The following is a 23,522-nucleotide window of genomic DNA, read 5'->3' as shown; positions in this document are numbered from 1 at the left end:
ATTACACTCCTAACAATAAAACACTATTGGTATTTCCTCTTTTCGTAAAAGTAAAAATTTGCTTTTCAGTTGTTGGTGATGGAGTTCCAAACAACCAGGTATGAGGAGCTGTTATTGCCCATGTAACAGTTACTCCGGTTAAAGTAATTCCGTTAAAAATAAAACTTTCGGGTAATGTTGGCGGAACTGTAATGGTACAGTTAGTGGTAAAAATTATTGTTTTGCCGTGCCAATTTGGGGAAATGGTTTGACTTGAGCTTACTTCAATTTGATTTGAAATATCTTGTTTATTGGATAAATCGATATTTCCGTCTCCCAGAATTGATTCGCCATTAATTGTTTTAAAATCTAAAGTCGATGATAATTCATTAAATTCTAATTCTCCATCTTGATTGGTTACTAAAATTTTACCTGAAGTATTTGTTTCTAGATCAGATACTTTTATTCTATTGTGGTTTGTGTTCATTTGTATTTTGTTTATTATGGATTTTACTTCATATAAATTTCTCTTTTAGATTTTGTATAGCTACCAGGTTTTTCGGCCCAAGCTATTTTCGAAAGCATCAATGATAGTGTGTAAAGTTTTAACTTCCTCATTGGATAATCCTTCATGAATTATAATAAACTGTATTCTTTGATTTGAATAACCATAAGGAGATCCTCCATTATTTAAGCAACCAATAAAATATGGTAATGCAGGTACTATTCCAGTTTGTGTACCTGCTATCGTAGTGTCAAAATTTCCATTTTTAGAATAACTTGCTTCCGTATTTGTGGTCTTACTTATGGTATGAATCCCTTTTGCATTATTTACTGCAGTTTTTGACAAACCAACTGTTCCAACAACAAATACGTTGTTGTTTTTTGATGCTCCATGATTTAAATGTATTTGGTAACATTCCCATGGAGAACTGGATTTTTGCGCCCCAAAATCAAAAGAATTTGTAGTAGTTGGTACATTATTTGTTCCACAAACAATTGTTAAACCAGCATTTGAAAATGTATGATAAGTGTTTACATTTAGAAAAGTGTTTGCATAAGCATTACTGCCATTAGTTTGGTATCCGTTAACGGAGTGGGTACCTCCACCATTAAACACTAGTCTAAAAGCACTATTTGTATCTAACGGATTCTTTAGGTTAAATTTGTGATTAACTTGCGTACTACCTACAAATGGATAAGCAGCCTGTATTTTATTCCAAAGATTATTTGTTTTTAATGAAACTACTAAATTGTTTATTATATCTATATACTTATGATTTTGAGAGGAGGTTATGAAATTTTCGGCATCTACATCTAAATTTATATTACCAGTTGTAAAATTTAAGGTAGCACTTGAAACGGACTTGTTATGCAAATTATCAACAGCAATTAAATTGATATTATAGTTCGTATTTTTAGTTAATCCCGAAATTATATCTCCACTATTTTTTATGTCTTGCTTATAGATGCCATTTACATATACTTCATACCAATCTATTCCGTTAATTGAATTTGGAGGTGTGAAACTGAGCTGGATTCCTGTATTATAAATAGATGTTGCAGATAAATTTGTAATGTTGTCTGGCTTTGTAAAGTCATTAACATATACAATAGTGTTTCCGGTTGCTAAAAATGCTAGATCTCCTTCAACTCCTCCTGAATTTATTGTTTGTAATATTGGATTTGCCCATATTTTGCCTGCATTTAGATTTCCAGATCTAAAAACACTTTCGTTTAAAGTTGTATTACCGATTTTTGTTACTGAAGGAATATATAATTTTTTTAAAAGATTTTTAGGCTTTCCGCTAGGATAAAGATTTTGATCAAAAGCAGCTACTGAAATGTAGGTAGCGTTTGGAAAATAACCTTCGATCAATCCAGTATTATAAAACCCTTGAGGACCAATTCCTGAAACAATTCCAGTTGGATCTCTATAATAAGTAATTTGACTTACATCAGTGTGATTAAAACCTTTGACTTCATACATTCCACCAATTATCGCGCATTCTATATCATTATCTATAACTCGGAAAAGCTTAATTCGGTTAACTGCAATTCCTAATTTATTGGCAAGTAATACTGGGTTATTTATAGAGGGACCAATTCCTCCTATGTAAGTATTTACTTTGTAATTAGATTTTCCAAAAACTGTATTTTGTAATAAGCTTCCCATATTTATACACCTAATAATAAAACACTATTTGTATTTCCTCTTTTTGTAAAAGTGAAAATCTGTTTTTCTGCGGTTACAGAAGGAGTTCCGAATAACCATGTGTACGGTTGAGTGATCGCCCAAGTTACACTTACTCCAAGTAATGTAATTCCGTTAAAAACAAAACTATCAGGTAATAAGCTAGGAACTGTAATTGTACAATTTGTAGTAAAAAGTACAGTTTTACCATGCCAATTGGAAGGAATGGTTTGACTTGTACTTATTTCAATCTGATTTGAAATATCCTGTTTATTTGAAAAATCAATATCTCCATTCCCAATAATAGATTCCCCATTAATTGTTTTAAAATCTAATGAGGCGGTTAGATCAGTAAATTCTAATTCTCCATCTCTATTTGTTTTTAAAATTTTATTTGGCTCATTATTTTCTAAATCAGCCACTTTTATTCTGTTGTGGTTTGTATGCATTTTTTGTTTTAATTTTAAAGTTGATCAATCTATTTATTATCTAATCTTAACCCTTAAATTATTTTCGGGGACTTTAATGTTTTATAAAACTCTTGTTGCATTATATTTAAACCATTGCGGAATACCATTACTGGATATATTACTTTTTTCATAAATAATTCCTCCACTATCGATATTAAAACATTGTACTCTGTAAGCCGGCAAAACATTTGGATAAGTTGAGTTTAAATCTGACAAAGTAAGCGGTGTAGTTGTATTGTTTACTGCCATAGTTACGATCATACCAGAGCGATCTGCTGTAACACCATTTACAGCAGTGGCAATATTTTTGTAGTTTACTAGAATACCATCATCACAATTTATTAGTAAAGGATCTCCATTGTATTGACCTTTATTGATGACTGCGTTATTTCCTAACCCCTCAAAAATTAAATTATTCCCGTTTTTAACTCGAGTTGGTGATTTAAATCTGGTCTCCGATAAAAATTCTGCAGGAGCACTAAAATCAATAACTGTCGTATTTCCCAAATGTAGGCCTCCTGAATTTCCTTCTAAATAGAGACCTCCTTCTTGTCCCTGAATTGTCATTCCTCGTCCATCAGTTATTATGGCACCTTTACTTTTAGAGCTCAAAAATCTAAAATGAGGAGAGACAATTGTCATTTCATTGTTTGTATTGGCTCCACTGCCAGTATCTAAAACAGATTGCAGATTTTGTGGAGGATTACCGATTACATTGCCATTAGAATCTAATCCTAAACCGACTGTAGTTGTTCCACTATTAAGATATTTTATGTTAAGTTTGCTTACGTAGGTAGTATCAGCTTGATTACCATATATATCCCTTCCAAGAACGACAACATTATTTGCATCTGACTTACTTGAGTTTCCGAAAACAACAGAATTGGCTCCATTAGCAATACTGTTGGTTCCATGTACAAAAGAACTTTCTCCATTAGCTTTAGTATTATTGCCTCCTGCATGTGAAAAGTACCCAGCAGATTGGCATTTGTAACCTTGCGCATGACTATAATCGGCAATAGCTATAGTCTCTTTTCCTTCCGCATGTGAGGTATTTCCTTTTGCAGAAGTATGATCTCCTTCTGCATACGCAAAGTCATTGTCTGCTAAGGTTCCGTATCCTTTTGCATGTGAAAAAGTACCATTTGCTATAGTCCCAAAATTTTCTGCCGATGAGAAATTTCCATTAGCTTGTGTATTGTTTCCAGTGGCTATCGAAAAAATTCCTGAAGCCGTATTTCCATTGTTTTTAGATTGTATCGAATTTAGACCTGGTCCCGTTTCAAAAAGAGAATCGGCGTTTGCAGAAGCTTCACTAAATTCTAATTCTCCATATTTATTAGTTTTTAAAATTTTATCAGGTTCATTTGTCTCTAAATCAGAGACTTTTATTCTGTTATGGTTTGTACTCATTTTGTGTGGTATTTTAAAGTTTTTTTGAATAAACAAGTAATCTTTTGGAGTTTTTTTGCTCCAAAAGATTATAAATTATGTTTTTTTAGATGAACAAGTTACCTGTTACTTTGACAGTGTTGCTGTAAGGAGACGTATATCCATTGGAATTAATTCTAATTTGGTATGAATATTCTATTCCGTTTGATAAAATGTCATAAAAAAAGGTATCTGTTGATGATTGTATAAGCGTAGGGCCACCACCATTAATACTGCGGTACAGCTCATAATTTATAGGCCCCGAATCAATATTATTAGGCCATTGTAGTGTCATGTTTTCACCCCCATAATAGGCATATTGTAATGTTGGTACTGTTGGATTTACACTATTAGGTGTACAAGTTCCCATATTATTAGCATATATCTGAGCATTAGCATCCAGCCAAGCAATGGCTTGATTATTTGCATCTGCTACACTTTCATTTGAAACAAATTGGTTTACATAAGCGGTTAATGTTACGGCACTTCCTAAATGGCCAGGTCCGCAATTGTTTTTAGTAACAGTTTTAGTTTGCAATGTATTGTAGAAACGTATCGCTGGCGGACAATCAACTTCATCTTTGAAAGGTGCAATGTAATCTGCATCTGTCTTTACATTTGACTTTGTTTCTCCTGTTGAAGTATCATCGTCGGTGTAATATTGTTCTAGTGAATCAAAAAATTTATATCCTGTATTTCCCATATTTTTAATAATTTATTACAACATTTGCAGTCGAGAGGTTGTTTGAATAATTAATGTAACCAATATTGGTAACTTGGTCTATAGTTAAGCGAGTTCCTTGTACTGAAACATTTTTTGAAAAATTTAGTTGCTGAACCTGTTGTCCATTACTGTTTACAATGTCTTTGTCTACTTTCGTCATAGTGCCACCCAGATATGTTGTTATTTCTACATCAATATTTCCTGTATTTTTTGAGCTCCACCATACTCCGGCCATTCTTACCTGAATATCATTTAAACTAGAATAATCTTCTTTTAATTTTTTGAAATTTACAAGACAAGTTTCAGTACCAGTCACATCCATTACGTCTCCACCCCACATAACGTAAGTGTTTTGTGCAGAATTACTTGGTGGAACTTCGCTATTAAGTCCGAATCCGACCCATTTATTGTCTAAAGTGCTAATACCAGTATTAATAATACCAGTAAAAGTATCTAAGTCTTGACCTGCGCCTAATGCCCATTTGTATTTAATAATCATATAATCAAATGGTAATAATGTTCTTGAAGGCTCTAATACACAAGATGGATTAGATCCTCGCCATGCAGTAGGTCTAATACTGCAAATACCAGTATTATTGGCATAAGCTTGAGCATTTGCATTTAGCCAAGATTCAGCTTGTTCATTTGCGTCTGCAACGCTTTCTGTAGAAATAAATTTATTAGCAGGAGCAATTAAAGTAACTAGATTCCCAGCTGTTCCATACGTACAATCGTTCTTTTTTACGGCTAAAGTCTTTTCAGTATTATAATAAACTGATGTTCCTTCTACTGGATTATATTGATCTGTATAAGCAAAAGGTTTGTATGTTATATTTTCTTCCATATTTATTTTAATAAAGAATAGTTATTGGATTGTATAATCATTTGAGAGTTATAAATCATCATTTTAGATGGGCTTTACAGGCCAAACAATTGATGCCGTATCTACCGTATCTGTTAAATCTCTTAGCTCTTGTCTATAATTTTTCCAGGCTGTTTTTTTTTCTTCAGAAAGAGGAGAATCTTCTACTTGTGTCCAGTCGCTATCTGTTAAAAGTGCGTTTCTGGTAGCTCTTACGTTTTCTAGAAGCTCTTCTTTATCTTGCACAAAGAGAGAGTAAGTATGTTGACCGTCAATTATTTTATAGTTTTTTGATAATGCTTGTTGCCATTGTTCTTCGGTTAATTCGATATACGGTTGAGGAATATTTTCATGAATTCCTTCCACATAAAAACCAGTGTATTCTCCTTTTTCGTTATATGTTCCTTTATACATAATTTTTAAATTTTTAGTTTATGATTAATACCCAATTGCAAACATGTACCCGCTATTCCCATCAATTACGGCGTAATAACTGTTTGCTGTGACGTTTGCAACATGATTAAATCCTCTGCTTCCCGAACTTGTTCTTACAGTAGATACCATGACGCTTAGAGCACCTGTAGGCCACGTTAAAGGGAAGCTGTAAGTTGCTGTATTACTCCTTAAAAAAGCCCACTGTAATATCAATCCATTACTGAATTTTTGGTATCCTCCCGAAAAAGGAATTACGCCAATAGAATGCCCTGCATCATAATCAGAGCCAGGAGAAGTAGATACAGAACCATCTGCCATTAAAAACTGATTGGAGGTACCTCCAGTTTTAATAAAACTTTTAGCTTCAATTGTTTCTGTAAAAGTTTTATTGCCTCCAATAGTTTGCGCTGTTGTTAAATCGACGTATTTGTTGTTTAATTCCAAATCTGATAAAGAAACAGTACTTTTATACCAATAATCAACTTCAAGATTGCGATTGCTTATTACGGCAGAAAATGTAATAATTCCGTTGTCATAGTTTACTGTGTAATCTTTGCCAGTTCCTTCTCTAAGGAGCTGACCATTTTTATAGATTCGAACACTATCTTTAACTGGAATTTCTTTTAAAGTAATTTTATCATCATTAAAGACATCTTCCTCAAAGTTTTCTTTAAATGGTATAGATAAACTTCCAAGAATTGGATCAACATTAGGATCATTTGGTTCTGCATCAAGATTTTTTGCCCAGTAATTTATTTCAATGTTTCGATTGTTTATTGGATCTAAAAAGTGAAGTGCACCACTATCATAGTTTATTTCATAATCATTAATTTCCTTTAATAATTGTCCGTTTTTGTAAACTTTAACGCTATCCATAATAGGAGCTGGATCTAGCTGGATATCTGATTCAAGAAAATTATCCTGAAAAATTTTGATTGGAACATAACAATTTCCGGCAATAATTCCAGCATTTTGGAAAGCTGCTTTTAAAAGTGCGGGAGTTATATAATGTGCGTTATCTGTTCCTGTTTCGACCATTTGAAAATTGGCCTTGTCGTCGTCTCTGTGAACGAAATTGTCAAAAATTTCAACAAAGTCAAAGTGCGATGGAATATCCCCATTATTGAATTTGTTATGAAAGTCATTTCTACTTGTTGCCATTTTATTTAGTTTTATTTCTTGCTTTTAAATGTTTGTATAAGACCTGAAGGCAATACCAATGAAATAAATCATTGGTACTGTCAGTTTTTTAAAGAGTTAGGATTTTTTCATCACTGCTTAACATTCCAGATGAGTTTTCAGAGATTACTTTGAAATGGTGATAGATTCTTTGACCATCTTCATCTTTAATAAGCAGTTCATCAGTGTTTAAATTAGTTTCTTGTAAAGGCAATGTAATCTCGTCCAGATTTGTAGCAATCTCCTGAATTTTTTCCCAGTTACCTTGATTGTTCATTTTGTATAAATGATATTTACCATTATAAACTGTTTTTTCCCAATTGAAAACGACAGGTTTTAAAATCGCTTCATTTATTCCTGTAGGGGTTCCTGAAGCTTCTAAAGTTGGAGACTCAGGCGAAACAGTATCGACAATTGTTGTTGCTGTAATTTTTGAAGGCTGAGATGGAGCATAATCAATATTTATAACCGGATTGCCAGTAGTTGATTCTGAATCAGCATACTCAATTTGTTTGGAAACTGTAATTCTATAAAATAGACCATCTGCAAAAGGAACAGATTCTAAATCTTCAAAATCATCATAAACTGTCCAGACATTTTCAAAATCTGCAGACCACGTTTCTTCATCAATAAAAATTTCCTTAACCAGTTTCATCGTTCTGATAGATTGTGCATCAAGCATGGTTTCAGCACGATAAATATTGATTTTTTTGATTTTGTATTGCTGTGGATAAGCATTTAATTCGATCTGAACTGCAGGCTTAATTCCGAGAACCTGATTTTCAAGAATTGGCATAATCCTTTTAATTTCGGGTGTTTTTGGTGGAGTAGAAGCTACCAGTTTTACAGGACCTAAAAGATCACTAAATGCTCCAAAATTCATTTTGATGTCCATTTCGCGAACAGCATAGAAATAAGTATTTTGAGAATTTCCGTCAAGGTTAAAATCGGTAAACTGAGTTTCGCTTTCGCTGATGAGTTTCATCATCGGAGCAATATCAAAATCACTATCTGTTGGTTTTAAAGAATTTCCGTTTTTATCTTTAATGGTTTGTTTTTTATTAATTGGCACATAATTACTTCCTTTAATATATTCATAAACAACAGGTACTTCGGTTAATGGAACAAAAGCAGAATGAATAGCTTGTTCAATAAAGTAAACCGCCAACATTGGGTTTTGAACTTGCTGTGAAATTAGAACCTGATTTAATGATGTAATTGCTGTAATTGTCGGTTCGTGTGTTCCTTGTGCAGCATTATGCCATTCAATAAAATCATTAATGAGTTGAATAAATTCTTCATTATCAGGTAATGGAAATTGGTAGCTTTCTTCTAATTCGTTTTCTGGTAAAGTTTTATACTGACCTCTATCAGCAAGACCGTTAAAATCTAAAAAGTCTTCCCATCTTTCTTTGAAACTAATTTCGTCATTTCCCCCTAATTTGTTTAACTCTTCACGAATTACAACTACCGTCTCAGGTTTGTATAAAATATTTAGAAAATCTTCATCATTGGCTCTATAATGCAATAATCCATAAGGTGTATGATTCTGTTTATATTTTGTTGTGAAAGTAAATGTCGAACGATTGTAAAAATCTGGTCGTGTTGCATACAAACTGCCACCTGTAATTTGTTCTGGTCTTTCAGACTTTTCAACTTTAACAGCATACATTGGAGTAGGAATACTAATTTTCGATTTATAATGTAAATCAAGTTCTTCTTTTACTGCATGTGTACTGATTCCGAAAATAGAGTAGTGTGTACTTTCATTTTCTCTTGGTTGAATATTTTGTTCCGTAATTCCAGAAACTGGGTCTGCGTACAAATAAACTTTATAACTTGGATAATAATTGACACGCTGAGATACAAAATTGGAATAATCTGATGCATTTTTTTCTGAAATAGGATTTATTGCACCTAAAATTTCATCATAGTTTTTATCCATGCTTTGTGTTTCGAAATCACCAAGTTTAAAATCAGGATCGTCGATATATAAAACTAAATCTCCGGTTTCACTATTATTCTCGGTTTTAAAAACTTTAAATTCTTTTCTTGATTTTACAGGAACAGTATTTTCTACAGGAATCGCATTTTTTGTAAACAATCGCACAATACCATTAGACCATTCAACAGAATTTCCATTTTCAGATTGAAACTGAGGATGCTGAGGTAAATTAAAATTTCGTAAAGTGATTTTGTATAATCCTAAATGTTTTTCATCATTTACTTTCATCGGATTACCATCTTTATCCAATTTATATGTACCGTCCTCATTCATTTGATAAACTTCCAATTTAATCGGATTATCATTTTCATCCAATTTGTAAGTTCCATCTGTATTCATTTCATAAGAAACTTCCAAAACTCTTTCGATTACAGCATTTTCCCAGACACCTCTTGTTTTTTCTAGTTGTAAATCTTTTCCATTTTCAGTTGTATGTTCAATAACTTCTCTGTTAACAGCTTTTAAACTTTCAGGATATTCAATTTTAAAATCAATTTCAGGTTGATGCCAGTTTTCGGGAGTCTGCATATTTTGCACTAGTGTACATAAACTGTTTTCTGGAATTTTAATAGGCTGAAGTTGTTCAGAATCTATTGTTGCATCTCCATCAGCATGAAGTTTGTCTGTTACTTCTTTTTTCAATACTTCTACTAAAGCATAATCAAAGACATCATTGCCATTTGTATCCCTTTTTGATTCAACCTCAATGTTTTGAATTAAAAAGTTCTCCTCTCCAATTGTTAAAATTCCCCCATTAAATCGGGTTTTATTAGTATTGTTCAAACCAATTTTAACTTCCTGGCCACTACTGATAATTTTATACTCTCTTATCTTAACAATCGAAGTAAGATTATCTGTCGAATTATTCTCAATCTTTTCAATTTGACCATATTCAACCTCCGGAAGTCCATCTTTGTAATACAGTTTAAAATGATCGGCAAATATTTCTTTATCATCAGGGAAAATAGATTCTATATCAGTTTCTGCGTCTTCTGCAGACATTTCTTTTGGTACAGTATAGCTGATTAGTTCCTGTGCCGAGTAATAATCAAACAAGATTCTAACTAATGTTTTATCGCTTCCAGTAATCTTGCCTAATAGTTCTTGTTCAGAAAGAGAGGTAAACATTAAAGGTTTTTCTTCTGTAACCAAAAGAGCATTAATATTGCTTGGCGGGATTAAATTATTTGCAGGTTTAATTTCTGACTTAATACTAATCTGACGGCCTGATGTTGCTCTAGAGAAAATATTAATTCCGTATCCCTGATAGATGTAAATATGCTCTCCTGTTTTTTCCTGAATGGCATTTAAAATTGATTTACCAGATTCAGGAATAATAATTGGAACAGTCTCAAACTTAGATTCCTTTAGATTTTGATCAACACTTTTGTATTCGACATCATGCGATAGTTCAGGATTTTGCCATATTGTTTCTGTAGCAATTTTATGATCGACTCCTAAATAAATTGGGAATGTAAAGTTACTTCCATCATATTCTAAAGGAGATTTAAAGAAATCTACGTTAACATCATATTCCATGACATCATCCATAAATAAGCTTACGAATCTTTTCTTCCCATCAAAACTATATCCTTCTGCATCTGTAATTCTTGCGTTTGGATTTTCATTTGCATCTACATTCAATCCAGGAACAATTTTACTTAACTGAATCGGCAGCGGCTTACGTTCTGTGTTTACAGAAGTTGGAATACTCATAGAAAGATGCTGTACTTCAGTTCCTTCAATACCATCTTCTAAACTTCCAAAAGTGGTATATTCCGTTAAATAAACATATTCACCAGTATACACTTCCTCATCAATATCTAAACAACCTAAACCAAGCATACGTGCAACGTGATAATCGTTTGCAGCGATATTTAAAAGATCCAGATAAGATATGGTGGTTAAATTTTCAGCGTACTCTTGTGGTTCACCATCTTTTGGTTCGTTTACAGGAATTTTATCTCCAAATGAAATCTCTTTTTCTGCTGTTGGATTATCAAGTACTTCACTTAAACTGATATATTTAGTAACAATATCTTTAATGTTTTCATCACTGATATCGTCTTTATCTGTGATTCTATTCCATTTATTTTGATAGTTTTTAACGTTGACATATTCGCCATCATTGTATTTCAACCATTTTCCATGAACTGCATTTAGTTTTGGCTCAAGCTGCTCAAAAACTTTAAAATCATTTGTGTTTAATCCGTATTGGCCTTTTAAAAACCAATCTCCATTAGTATTTGCCTGAGTAATAAAATCAGAATAAAATTCGAGATGAATTGATTTAAAAAAACAATTACTAGCTTTAAATCGAATGCTTCTTCCATTTTCAGCCACTAAACGAATAGGACTATTTAATTGTGTTGAAGTATATGTCTTACGATTACTTACGCTTTTATCTGCCGTGATTTTGTTTTCGGCAACAGATAAGGTTTCAAGTTTTACACTTTTTGAAGTACTTGGTGAAGAAAAGTCTAATTCGGCTGCAAAAAACAGATCGGTTTTGGTTTCAATTTCAATCAGACTATTTCCATAAGCTTGCATAAAAGCAGTTGGATTTGTTAACGGATCTATACCAAGTTTAATGTCTTTGTATTTTTTGGTATCGATGAAATTGATATAAACAGATTTTTGATTTGCTGTTTTATAAATCCAAAGTGCCTTTTTGTTATCAACAACATTAGGATTTTGTGATAAACTGATTTCCTGACTTATTTTGTTGTAAGGGGCTCTGTAGACTTTAACAAAGTCATCAGGTTTGTTGAAACTTAAATTAGAACTTTCTTCTTTATATAATTCTCCCTTTGGAAGGTGGTTTTTACCTAATTTTCCAGCCAGCATCCAACGAAGATGAATTCCTTTTGTACTGTCAATTCCTCGTGAACCGGCTGTTGCAACTTGTAAATAAGTGGATTGCAAATTTGTTTTTTCTGAAGAAATATCGATGATTGATGATCCTCGACCAATATCAAAATTAATATTGATTCCAGAAGGATTTTCGACATTACTTAAACTAATAAGCGCAGAAGAATGGCCAAAAGCCAAAGGTTTTCCTTCAACTCGAATAACGACTTCAATTTCGGATTTTCCAGGAATTGTAACCGAATTATCTAGTTTAAAGACAAGTCCGTTGACATTCTTTTCGTTATGAATTTTTGTTCCAGCACTTAAATTTAACGGAACACGGCTTTTATTTTTAAGTAATAAAGTTCCACATGGTGCGTTTACCCTAATGCCTTTTTTTAAGGAAGGATAATTTAAATGATTTGCAATAATACTTACAATTGGAAAACATCCAATTTGTAAACGAGAAAGGTCAGAAGCAAGTTTCTCTAATTCAAATCCTAAAGTACCGAAATCTGAAGCTCGAAGGTAATCTGAATCTAAAACAGAAGCCTGGTTATCTTTTAAAATTGGTGCTCTTCCTAAAAAGTTAGAAAGAGGTGTGGTCAATTCTTCAATAGTATCTAAAGAACTGGTGACTCCGTAAACAAAAACTTTTGATACAAGATTCAAATCAGTAAACAGACTTTTTAAGAAATCAGAATTATTGACCTGCAAACCGTCTGTAATTACAAAGACAACATCTGGGGTAACAGGTAGATTTTTGGCAACATTTAAACCAGAAGCCCAATAATCTGATTGTATATTTTCCCTTCCATCACCATATACCTCAATCCAATGTTTAAAATCATTTGCATTACTGGAAATTCTTTTTTCAATAACGTTATCGGTTCTAACAGCGATATCGCTGTTAGACATTCCGATTAACGAAAGTGTGATTTTGCTATTCGCCTGAGAATCGATAAATGAAATCAATCCTGAGCGAATCTGCTGTGCTTCTTCACTATTGATAGAACCTGATTCGTCTACTACAATTGCAATATAAGTTTCACAGCCAGAGAGTTGGTTTTCCTGAAGATTTATAGAACTCATTTTTTTTCTTATTTTTTAAAGATTTGTATTGTATAATGGCAATATTTGTGTGTCAAGAGTACTGGTTAAAGTTCCACTTCCTTCAGTATTCCACATTTTGTATTTAAACTTGATTTTCAATCCTTCCAGATTTAAAATTGTTTTATCCGGGTGCATAATCAATGCTTGTGAGTAATCTTTTGAATGCAATACGCTGTATTCAGCTATTGGATTTTCTGATTCATCTAAAACTGAAATCGTATCCTGAATTTCTCCTAAAGGCATTTTTGGAATATTAAACGGTTCTGGATTACGAATTAAAAGTGCAATCGTTGCCCCGGTATTCGTATCAATAATCCTATTTACCTCAGTACTTTGAGCTGGATCAAGAGGAGATAATTTTAAAATCCCTTCTACAGCACAATCAAATAAATGTTGGTATTTCGGAGCCATAGAATCGCTTAGAGCATTCGTAACATTTGGTTGTTTTGGAGCAATCAAATAATACAAAGCATCAATTCGTTCCTGATTCAGATCTACATTTACATCAAACAAGGCTTTGCTTGTTTTTTCTTCATTAATAAAATAACTCTGAACCTGTTCTTCAAAATTTTTGAAACGGGAAGTTTGGAATCCAAATTGGTGTACTAAAATGTTTTTACTTTTGCTTGAAACTCCTATTTGTGCACCTTCAAAATAGTTATTGACTAAAACGGTATACAGTTTAGAAGGTTTTAAATTGGCTAATTTTGTCTCGTATTTTAATGATTTTGGTTTTATAGGTTCCCCTAAGGATAAACTGCATCGCATTGTAGAAGGATCTTCTATAAAATTGTTTAAGATTTTAATACTTACTGGAAGCCTTGGATCATTATCATCAGACCATCTTGCACTTTCATCGTCAATTTCTTCTGCTTTCGGATAAATTATTTCTTGTTCTCCTTCTGGTGGATATTTAATAACCAAATCGGTCTGTGGATCTTTGATGTAAAGATTCAATGCACCATCAATTTCAGGTCTTCCAGTATCGTAGCTATCCCATTTTTTAAACATATGAGAAGTGTAGGTATTGGCAAAGAATAAAGAAATTTTACATTGGTCAGCACCATAAAATGATGGTTTTGATTGCAGTAAACTTCCATCTGCATTTGGATAAGAACGATTATAATCCAGATAACTTCTTAAAGAGGTTAATTGCGATTTAGACAGTTCTGTTACTTCATTCTTCACAGATGGTCTGTCATCAGGATTTTTAGGATCTGGTACAGGAAAATGTCCAATAGGTCCAAGTGTTTTAAATCCGTAATAGTATTTAAATTCGGTTGGGTTCTTTTTGTTGTCATCAACAGTATCAGTTAAAGTAAAATCTAAACAATATGTTGTGTTTGGTCTCCAGATTGGTTGTACTGTTGTTTGAACAGCATCTTTCATAGCTTGAAATTGATCGGCTACAGCCGGAATATCCAAAATCGTTTTGTTATGGTAATAATCTTCTTTACTCAACCAATCTACACTTTGAATGTAAGTTGTGTAATCAAGTTCTGGATCTTCAGCATTTTCTAAATTCGAACAAATAACAGCATCAGTTATGATGATTTTCGAGTTTTTAAGGTTTCTTGTAAAATCTAATCCTGTACTATTGCTTAATACAATAAGGTTTGTACTTCCGTTTGTTAGAGCAGTTGTTGACGATGTTACAGAGACAGTTGCTGCAGGATGTAAAGCACAATTATCGAAGACATCACTAAACAATGAGAAATAAACCCCTTTTTCATTTGGCTTATTAGAAAGCATCACAATTTCATTTACTGATGGTTCGTTTTGAACCTTCATGATTGAAGCGTCTTTTACTTCATCTTCTCTTTGAATTAATCGTGTAAGTTCTAGATTCTCATTAAAAACAAATAAATATTGAGTATTGTAAGCTATAATAGAATTAGTACTCAAATGGTTATTTGATAGATAAACTGGTGATTCAAAAATCGCATCATTTTTCAGTAGATTAACTGTGTTTCCATTAATTTGAATTAAACCAAACTTGTTGTTTGAAAGTTTAACCGAAACCCATGTTTTGTTATTCACACTGATAGCATCAACGATTTCAACAATTTGTGTGTCAGAAAGTACTTTTGTATCAGCGACAGAGATTACTTTTGTTGTGTTATTGATATTTAAAAGAATGATCTTTTTATCCTTTGTGATCAAAATAAATTCAGTATCACTCTGCTTCAGAACCTTAACAACTTCATCGTTTATTTTTGAATGATAAATAACAGTTCGATCGCTTCCTTTAATCCAGCTGATTTCAGTTTCGTTATTTAATGTGTTTACCCAAAGCAAATCATTATTTGCAAGCGGAAGTACTTTGTTAAAGCCTAAAGAATACGTGTTTGGATATTGTGTTCCTAAAATCGGATTTAGTTCTTCGTCCAATTCTACAATTGCTGAAGCAGAGATAGGAGATTGACATCCGATGATAAGATCAAGATCGATAACGGCTTCTCCGATTCCTTTACATTGTTCTGCTTTTAAAGCTTGTGTAACTAACAAATTACCATTTACAACTTGTAGAGAAGTTACAATTCCATTAATCAAACGTTCTCTAAGAATACTTCCATCAGAATCAACTTGTAACAAAATCGTAGTTTTCGCATCTTCTTTTGGATGGAAAGTGATCACATAAGAATCATTGAATTTAATTACTTGATCAAAATCGTATAAAGTTCTTCCGTTATAACCGTAATAATGAGTAAAAGTCAACGCATTTGGATTTCCTCCAGAATTTACATTTTCGTTACCTGCATCCGATTTTAGGTTTTCTAATTCTTGCATAAGCGAATTATACGCTGCAATTTTATCAGGATCGGTTAATGTAATTTCAGTTTCGCCAGTTAAATCATTGTATGTCTCATCAAATAGAACTGCGATTTCGTGTCTGATTTCTTTAATACGTTTTGCTTTTGCCGAAATCGGAGTAATTACAATTTTATCAATCTTTATTTTCTGATCTTCAACTTCTTCGCTTACTAAAGTAATCGGTTGTAGAAATTCTGATTTATTGTAAATCAGTTCTGTATAGAAATCAGTTCCACTTTCTTTTCTAAAATTAATGGCTTTATAAGACACTAATTTATCACCATATTCAAACACAGCAGTATAAGCTGTAATTTTTACTTCTTTTGCCTGAGTTGTAAGTGTTATCGTAGGATCAATTGCCGATTCAGGAAAAATAATTTCTAATTCGTTATCGTTTCTAAATGATAGCGATTTATTATAACCATGAGGATTTCTATCTGCGGTAATGCTCATAAAGTCTCCGCCAACAATCGTATTGTTTGCAATGATTTCAGGAAGTTCTCCGATTAATTTAAAAAATAATCCATTGATTTTGTCTGCTTCATACTGCATTGGCACATAATAGCGATATCCAATTTGTTTATTAAGGAAATCAGTATGGTGTTTTTCAATTTCAGTTGATCCACAAAATAATTTTGAAGGAGTAATTCCTAATTGTTCAGGAACATGCCATCCTGGTTCTCCGGCACTTAAAAAAGAAAACGGATCTGTTGCCAATACACGAATAGAATCATACTGGTCAATAGCTTTTTGCCATTGTGCCCAAGGTAGTCCCTTTAATGCAATGGTTCTTTCGGGATCTTTAACAACAGCTTCAAAAGGATGATAATCTACCCATCCCGAACCATTCCATGATTTTATATTAATCGATTTGATTCCGTATTCATGTTTTACCTGACGTAATTTTCTTCCCGCCTGAGTACTCACAGGAGGCATCATATCGGTATAGTTCTTGGCTTCGGCTGTATACCCTCCAATTTTTTGCTTTAAATCAGGATTAGGCAATAATCCTTTAGCCATTTTAATGTCGATATAAGTGTCTAGAGGAATTATTTCTTTAATATCATTGCCATCTGGAACAGTTCCGAAAAAGTCAAGGGCAAATGCTTCATTCGTAAGCATATGGACACCTTTTACATTTTCTAATGTTCTATCATCCTGACCATCTCCAACTGTTCCCATTGGTAGTGGGCTGTATGGTGTACGATCAATAACTCTGTTGATATCCCATTGTAATTCCACTTTAAAGTTTTTACGGACTCTTACAAAACCAATTTTCACACGAACACTTAGTTCTAATTTGGCATAAATTAAAAATGGTTTAAATGATTCTACTGAGAATATGGTATCTAATACAATTTCGACATTAATAATCCAGAGCTTAATTTGGATTCCTCCACCAGCAGAAATGTAACCACCCATTTGCGGACGTTTGAATGAGATTTTTCCACCCATTTCCAAATAAGCCCATAATTTTACCTTGGCTGGACCAAAACTCTGTTGTAATTTGAAATCTAATCTTGCACCAGCTTCAATTCCTTGAGCAGAAAGCATTATAAATGCCTTAGCTGTAAATAAGGTTAAGATTCGGGCTTCAATAGGATCTTTTTTGGAACCAAGATTAACATACCAAGGTTTCTGATTTTTGAAGAAAAACCCAGCTTCTAGCAAGGCATGAAGTTTGAAAATTTGTCCGCTATCTTTTGGAATGCTGAAATCGGCTCCAGCTGCTAACTCTAACGAATCATCTCCAAACGCAACCATTGCGAAAAATGGTGGATTACTCGGATCATCTTCAATAAGACCTAACCTTCCTGCAATAACATTCAGTCCGGCTTCAATATAAAATAGAGTAGGTAGAGACAGTAATAGCATTGCTCTCAATGACAGTACATGTCCGCCATCTGCAACTGTTCCAAAAGTAGCTCCGGCTCCAATAGAAAACGGTGCGTTGTATTGCATAGACTCTGGTGGCCCGCTGAATTTTCTAATATTAATACCTGGTTTTGGATGTTTATAAAAATCATACCAAGAATCATCTTTAGTTAATCCTGCTGCTTCTTTAGTGGCAACATATCTAAAGCCTAATAATCCTCTAAAGGCATTAATGGCGAGAAATCCTAACGGAATTGGAACCGGAAGTTCGATGCTGGCATCAATTAAAAAGGCTGGATATTTGGGCATAAAACGCATTCCAACACTTCCAGAGATTTTTGCTTTTGGAAGTTTTAAGCCAACCTCACCAATAAATTCTTTAGATTTTCCTGGTTCAGGAAGCGAAATCATACCATGAATAACCGCCATTGCAGATGATTCGGTTGCAGTTCCAGGAATAATTAAATCCACTTCAATAGTTTGAATTCTGATGAAAGAACCTGAAGAATTACCATCGACAGGATAATAGTATTTTATCCCTTCACCACGGGCATCAACTCCAAGTGGATTGATACTGATGGCACCGTCAAATCCCCAGAAATTAAACTTACGTCCCTCGATTTGAACGGAACCAAAGTTAATATTGGTAACCGCCATTTGAACTGGCCCCAAATTAACAGAAAGACTGATTGGAATTGGAATTGATCCTCCTTCAACTTCAATGTTTCCGTCACTATAAACACGTAGTTTTTCAACCTCGAAACCTTTTCCTTTTAGTAAGCTTCCGATCAAAGTTCCTTCAGGAAAAGAAACAGAACAGGATGTTCCAACGTAATAGTCATCATCTTGTTTTCCAAGTTCTAAACTGTGAAAATCCAGTTTGACTAAATCAAAAAGATTGGCCTCTAACTTATTATCTTTATTAAAAGAAGCTGTAAGATTGAAATCGCCATCATCTGCTAAATGACCTTCAATACCAACTCTTAACGGCTTTTTATCTTTTCCTTTAAGTTTCGGAATTTCTAAAGCACCTTTGATATTAGAACCAATTACTTTATTCTGTTTAAATGAAATATCAAACTTGTTAAAACCAACTTTGAAACCTTTATTTTTTGAGCCAATTGTTCTCCAAAGTGTATTATCATACAACTCTAATAAGAAGTTTTGATAATCTTTGGCATTAGTAAAAATATAAGTTGTCGAAGCATCGATCGTAGATGATTGTAATGACGAAAGAGTGGTTAACGATAATGGATAATCAAAAACATAAGGGATGTTTTTGCTGTTTTGTTCTTGTAAAAAGACAAGTAAAGACGAATAATCAGCGATTTCTTTTTTATTTAATACCCCACTTTCTTCGTCCTTTTCGAACATTGTAATTGGGTAATTAAAATTGAATTTATCATTGAAATAGCTAAATGTACCATTTTTACTAGGAACAGTTTCCAGATAAAAATCTCCAGAAAGACCTCCAGAACCTATTAATAAATCTGAAGCACCAATTTGTAATGTTGGGTTAATGCTTCCTGGGATTTCGGCTTCTTCATGAAACCATTTTGAAGGTAGAGTAACCGAAACAGCACGCGCATAAACTCCAACAAAATCATTTGGACGTCCGTCTGCATCGGCTTCTGGAATATTGGTTTTCTTGCTTAAATCGACTTTTAATGTATCTAATTGAAGAATTAAACCAGTATTACCGATCATAGCAAAATTAGAAGGTTTCAGAGATCCACCTAATTCTAATTGGTAACCAATGCCTTCTTCGGTATCGGCGTATAATTGCGCCTGGCCAAATGTAAACATTGATTTTTCGGTTCCGTTACCATAATTAGAACCATCAGATTCCACTGGTTTCAAGATGTTTCTAGGAAACTCAATACCAGCACTTAAAGCTAAAGAGGCTTTGGCTTTTGGAGTAATAATTCTTTTAATATGAGCCTCGATACCATCTGGAGCTATAATATTGTAGAATTCCTGAAGTCTGTTTTTTGTTTCTGCAAGATTATTTTCTTTAAAAATATAAACTGCAAATAAAAGCAACGGAACCGATTTTGTAATTATAGTACTAGTATTGATGAGGTTAATAATAGCACTAATAGATTGTTCTGTGCCAGCTGGAAATTCCAGATCGGCGTTTTGCAGTAAATTGATATCTTCTAAAAGCTTTTCATATTTTGTTTTTCCTTCTTCAGCTTCTACGAAAATATTCATCATGTGAGCCACAACCTGTTCTTCGCTAATGCGGAAAACCTGAAGACCAACACTATAAAAATCTTCCATAGAAAAAGAGAAACTGCTTGAACGGAAAGTTTTTAAGAAAGCTAAAATTTCCCACTGATACTCAAGCGTAATAGGAAATGAAGAGATAGAAGAGTCATTGTCTAAGTCGGGATTAAGAACTAGACCTAAGCCAAAAGGAAGTGGCAGCGATAGTTTTTTGCTCGATACGATATCAAGACTATAAAAGGCAGAATCACCGCGATATCCTTTTGAATATTGTAAGTTTTTGTAGTGAATATTTTCAAAAATGGAATTCATACCATCTTCGACAAACGATAAAAATTCTGGTAAATCGTCTACAGTAATAATCTCCGATAATCGGGGATAGTATCTTGCTGTAGGAATTGGAACCGCAGGAATTGGATTAGTTGGCATATTCTAATTTGTTTTTGACTTTAATTTTTTGTTCGGGTTTTGAATGGTTAAATACAGGTTTGATCAAACCAATCGTTGAGTTGTGAATGCATATTTTTTAGGAGTTTGTCTAAGCTTTTCTGTTATTTGATTAGGCTTCGATATCCCTTCAAAAGGCCTTTTTTTTTATAAGGTTTTAATGTTTTTTTTCTTTTGATAGTGTAAAGATGAGCCTAAAATTGGGGTTTAAAAAACAGCTGCTTAGCGGTTTAACATTAATGTTCTAAGGCTTTACAGAGTTGTAAAGAGAGTGGATAGAAAATCATTTTGAGTAGAATAGGTTTCAATCTGTTTCTATGGGGGATTTTTAATGAGTAAGAAATTTGGCCGGTAATTTTAATTGATATTTTAGTTTTTAGAGTTAATTGTTTTTAATTGACCATTGGGAGATTGGGAAACTCCCAATGGTTTTATTTTTTTAGATTTATCCTCTAATTGTCTCTAAAAAAAGGGCATAGTTATTAGTTCTTAAAAGAGTATTTGAATTAAGACCATTAACATTCGTTGCATCTTCGAAACCTAAAGTGTTAACAAAAACAAAACTAAATGATGCTTCTGAGGGGCCAAATGTTCTTGTATTTAGTGCATCTCTTAGATAGTAGGATTTATCTAAGGTTGTTATAATGCCATCTATTACAGTTTTTTGTTGAAAATCAACTGAGGCCCATTGTGATGTCGATGCTTCATCATTCTGTGTGTTGAACATTATAAGTTCCTGATAATTTTTATAACCATAGTTGTTTAAACCAGAGTATTCCATGATTTTAACTTGATTGACTGCACCAGAACCAGCCCAATGAGTGGCAAATAATCCATTATTAATTCTTAGAAAAACTTCGATTTTAGCTATATTGGGTTTCTTAGAATTTGAATTCCAAGATGTACAATTCGTTAAAGTGGAAGCATTAAGTCTTTGAACAGAATTGTTTCTAATCTTTCCTATTACAGTACTATCTGTCACAAATTGTTTGGTGTCTGAAATAGTGCTTTCATGATAAACTTCGATACCACCAAGAAACTTATATGCAATTAGTATTAGGTCATCGGCAGTTGTAATCAATCTAGATCTTACTCCAAAATGTGTTTCCCATAATTGACCTTTTTCGTCGCGTTCAATAGCCCCTTCTTTAGGATCAGAAGTTAGAGAACCACTAGGGATTGTTAACGCTGGATTTTGAATTGTACCTGCACCAAGTTCAATTGATTTTGCTGTTATATTTCCATCTTTGCTAATGGTAGAGGTATTACCAAATCCATTATTTCCAGCAAATACCAAACCTGTTCCTGTTGAAATTGATTTTATATTAGCTCCAGCTGCCTTATTTGTGATGTAAAGATTGTCATTATTTGTATTAGCAAGAATAGTTACCGTTTTATCAGAAGAATTTAAAGATTGAATGTTTAATGCCTTTCCATTGCCATTACAATAAAAGTGTCCTGCAGATCCTGATGAGGTTTGGGAGAAAACACCTGTTCCTGATGAATTGTCACAGAATAATCCAGTTCCCGAACTTGAAGATAAAATTATATTCTTTGTACTACTATTAGTAGAAGTATTTCTAATTACTAATCCTGCATTTTGAGGATAAGAAGTATTAGTTGTAGTTTTAACTCCAGAAAAAGTTTGATTTTCAGATAATTTCATATACTCATTATCCATCATATCCTTTAAAACCTTTCCTTGTCTGGCATCTAGCACTTTTCCTTCTTCAGTACAGTCAAGTGCATTGTAAGTTTCAACTTGAAGATTGCTAGCGTCAGTAAACTCTAGTTCACCTTGTTCATTGGTTTTTAAAATTTTGTTTGGCTCATTTGTTTCTAAATCTGCCACTCTGATTCTGTTGTGATTTGTACTCATTTTTAATTAATTTTTACGGGTTTAAAATATTTATAGACTTGTATTAGGCTATGGGGGCTTACCGTAATCATTCAGGTAATTCGTGCTTGCAAACAGTTTTTGATTTTTGGATGTTTACAAGCAACCTGAATGCTTAAAATTGTGTTAGTGGCGTCACAATAGGGTTTTATTTTACAGAGATAGAGTTGTAAAACAAAGAAATAAGGGTTGTATACTGGCTTAAAATAAAGCCAATAGTATGTTAGGGAAACTTATTATTTTAAGTTTCCGGAATGGGTTTTAAAATGTGATTTTTAGATTTGTTTGGAGAAGATTTTTAGTTTTTAAAACAACTCAAAGATTTTTGTCTTTGAGTTGTTTTTTACTTTACGTTCACGAGCGGGACGCTCGCGCTAGCGGGGGATATATCTGCGCGATCGGGTTTTTCATAAAATTATTCATTTGAGTTTTAGAAATATTATCTCTTAAAATAATTAGATCAGGAAAATCTTCATGGTTAAAATTCTCTTTCTAATTGAGCAACATATTGAGTTTGTGTTAAATTGAAATCATTAGATTCTAATATTAAACTAAAAATTATATTATTCAAAGTAATTAAAAAATCAATATCTGATGTTGACCATCTTTTGTATTTTGATGGATTGGCTTTTATTGCAGCAAAGGCTTCACCAACTATGGTTTTATAATAATCGCCTGCAAGACATTGTTCTTTGAATTTCTTAAGTTCTATTAAAAAATCTCTCAAGTCTATCGTAGATACTTCATATCTTTTTACTTTGTCAAAATCTCCATATCGAGATACTGTTGCTTCAGAAAATACATGAAATAAATCTGTACCCCAATCTAAATACTCTAGACCACCAGAAATAACCGCATTTAATTCAGCTAGTGTCTTTGTAATCTCGTTTATTGACATTTCAGATAGAGATGATGCTTGATCTAAATCTGAAGCACCAACTCCAATCATTACATATCTTTGTGTATAATATCTTGTTACTGTTAATTGATATTCATATGACATATTTGATATTTTTAT

The 23,522-nt window shown here is 33.0% G+C and carries 12 protein-coding genes; all 12 read right to left on the bottom strand.

The annotated features are described in order from the left end of the window. Position 1 precedes the first annotated feature (1 nt). The 12 genes from NQQ59_RS07710 to NQQ59_RS07655 all read right to left on the bottom strand — a co-directional run bounded on the left by NQQ59_RS07710 (position 2) and on the right by NQQ59_RS07655 (position 23,507). Positions 2 to 466: a hypothetical protein gene (locus tag NQQ59_RS07710; protein ID WP_144215070.1), complete on the bottom strand. Its 465-nt coding sequence runs from the start codon at positions 464 to 466 to the stop codon at positions 2 to 4. A 60-nt stretch (positions 467 to 526) separates the two neighbouring features. Beyond that, positions 527 to 2,155 (bottom strand): fibronectin type III domain-containing protein, encoded by a 1,629-nt coding sequence (locus tag NQQ59_RS07705; RefSeq protein ID WP_144215069.1) that lies wholly within the window; start codon positions 2,153 to 2,155, stop codon positions 527 to 529. 2 nt (positions 2,156 to 2,157) lie between these two features. Further along, positions 2,158 to 2,622 carry a hypothetical protein gene (locus tag NQQ59_RS07700; protein WP_144215068.1) on the bottom strand — a complete coding sequence of 155 codons (465 nt, stop codon included), beginning with the start codon at positions 2,620 to 2,622 and terminating at the stop codon, positions 2,158 to 2,160. Between the two features lie 81 nt (positions 2,623 to 2,703). After that, entirely contained in the window at positions 2,704 to 4,056 is a 1,353-nt protein-coding gene (locus NQQ59_RS07695; RefSeq protein ID WP_144215067.1) for a hypothetical protein, read from the bottom strand. Between the two features lie 85 nt (positions 4,057 to 4,141). After that, positions 4,142 to 4,777 (bottom strand): DUF5977 domain-containing protein, encoded by a 636-nt coding sequence (locus NQQ59_RS07690; RefSeq protein WP_144215066.1) that lies wholly within the window; start codon positions 4,775 to 4,777, stop codon positions 4,142 to 4,144. 4 nt (positions 4,778 to 4,781) lie between these two features. Beyond that, positions 4,782 to 5,642: a DUF5977 domain-containing protein gene (locus tag NQQ59_RS07685; RefSeq protein ID WP_144215065.1), complete on the bottom strand. Its 861-nt coding sequence runs from the start codon at positions 5,640 to 5,642 to the stop codon at positions 4,782 to 4,784. Positions 5,643 to 5,705: 63 nt separating this feature from the next. Next, positions 5,706 to 6,074 carry a tail fiber assembly protein gene (locus tag NQQ59_RS07680; RefSeq protein ID WP_144215064.1) on the bottom strand — a complete coding sequence of 123 codons (369 nt, stop codon included), beginning with the start codon at positions 6,072 to 6,074 and terminating at the stop codon, positions 5,706 to 5,708. Between the two features lie 24 nt (positions 6,075 to 6,098). Continuing rightward, positions 6,099 to 7,256 (bottom strand): gp53-like domain-containing protein, encoded by a 1,158-nt coding sequence (locus tag NQQ59_RS07675; protein WP_144215063.1) that lies wholly within the window; start codon positions 7,254 to 7,256, stop codon positions 6,099 to 6,101. 88 nt (positions 7,257 to 7,344) lie between these two features. After that, positions 7,345 to 13,221, bottom strand: coding sequence for a VWA domain-containing protein (locus NQQ59_RS07670; RefSeq protein ID WP_144215062.1), 5,877 nt, complete (start codon positions 13,219 to 13,221; stop codon positions 7,345 to 7,347). A gap of 15 nt (positions 13,222 to 13,236) precedes the next feature. Then, positions 13,237 to 20,589: a hypothetical protein gene (locus NQQ59_RS07665; RefSeq protein ID WP_144215061.1), complete on the bottom strand. Its 7,353-nt coding sequence runs from the start codon at positions 20,587 to 20,589 to the stop codon at positions 13,237 to 13,239. A 463-nt stretch (positions 20,590 to 21,052) separates the two neighbouring features. Continuing rightward, on the bottom strand, positions 21,053 to 22,486 hold the full coding sequence (locus NQQ59_RS07660) for a hypothetical protein (protein ID WP_144215060.1): 1,434 nt from the start codon (positions 22,484 to 22,486) through the stop codon (positions 21,053 to 21,055). Positions 22,487 to 22,982: 496 nt separating this feature from the next. Next, positions 22,983 to 23,507, bottom strand: coding sequence for a hypothetical protein (locus NQQ59_RS07655; protein WP_144215059.1), 525 nt, complete (start codon positions 23,505 to 23,507; stop codon positions 22,983 to 22,985). Between the last annotated feature and the right edge of the window lie 15 nt (positions 23,508 to 23,522).

The sequence above is a fragment of the Flavobacterium panacis genome, from assembly GCF_024649945.1.
GTDB lineage: Bacteria > Bacteroidota > Bacteroidia > Flavobacteriales > Flavobacteriaceae > Flavobacterium > Flavobacterium panacis.
The sequence above is the reverse complement of the archived record's forward strand: the minus strand, read 5'-3'. Positions and strand labels throughout refer to the sequence as shown.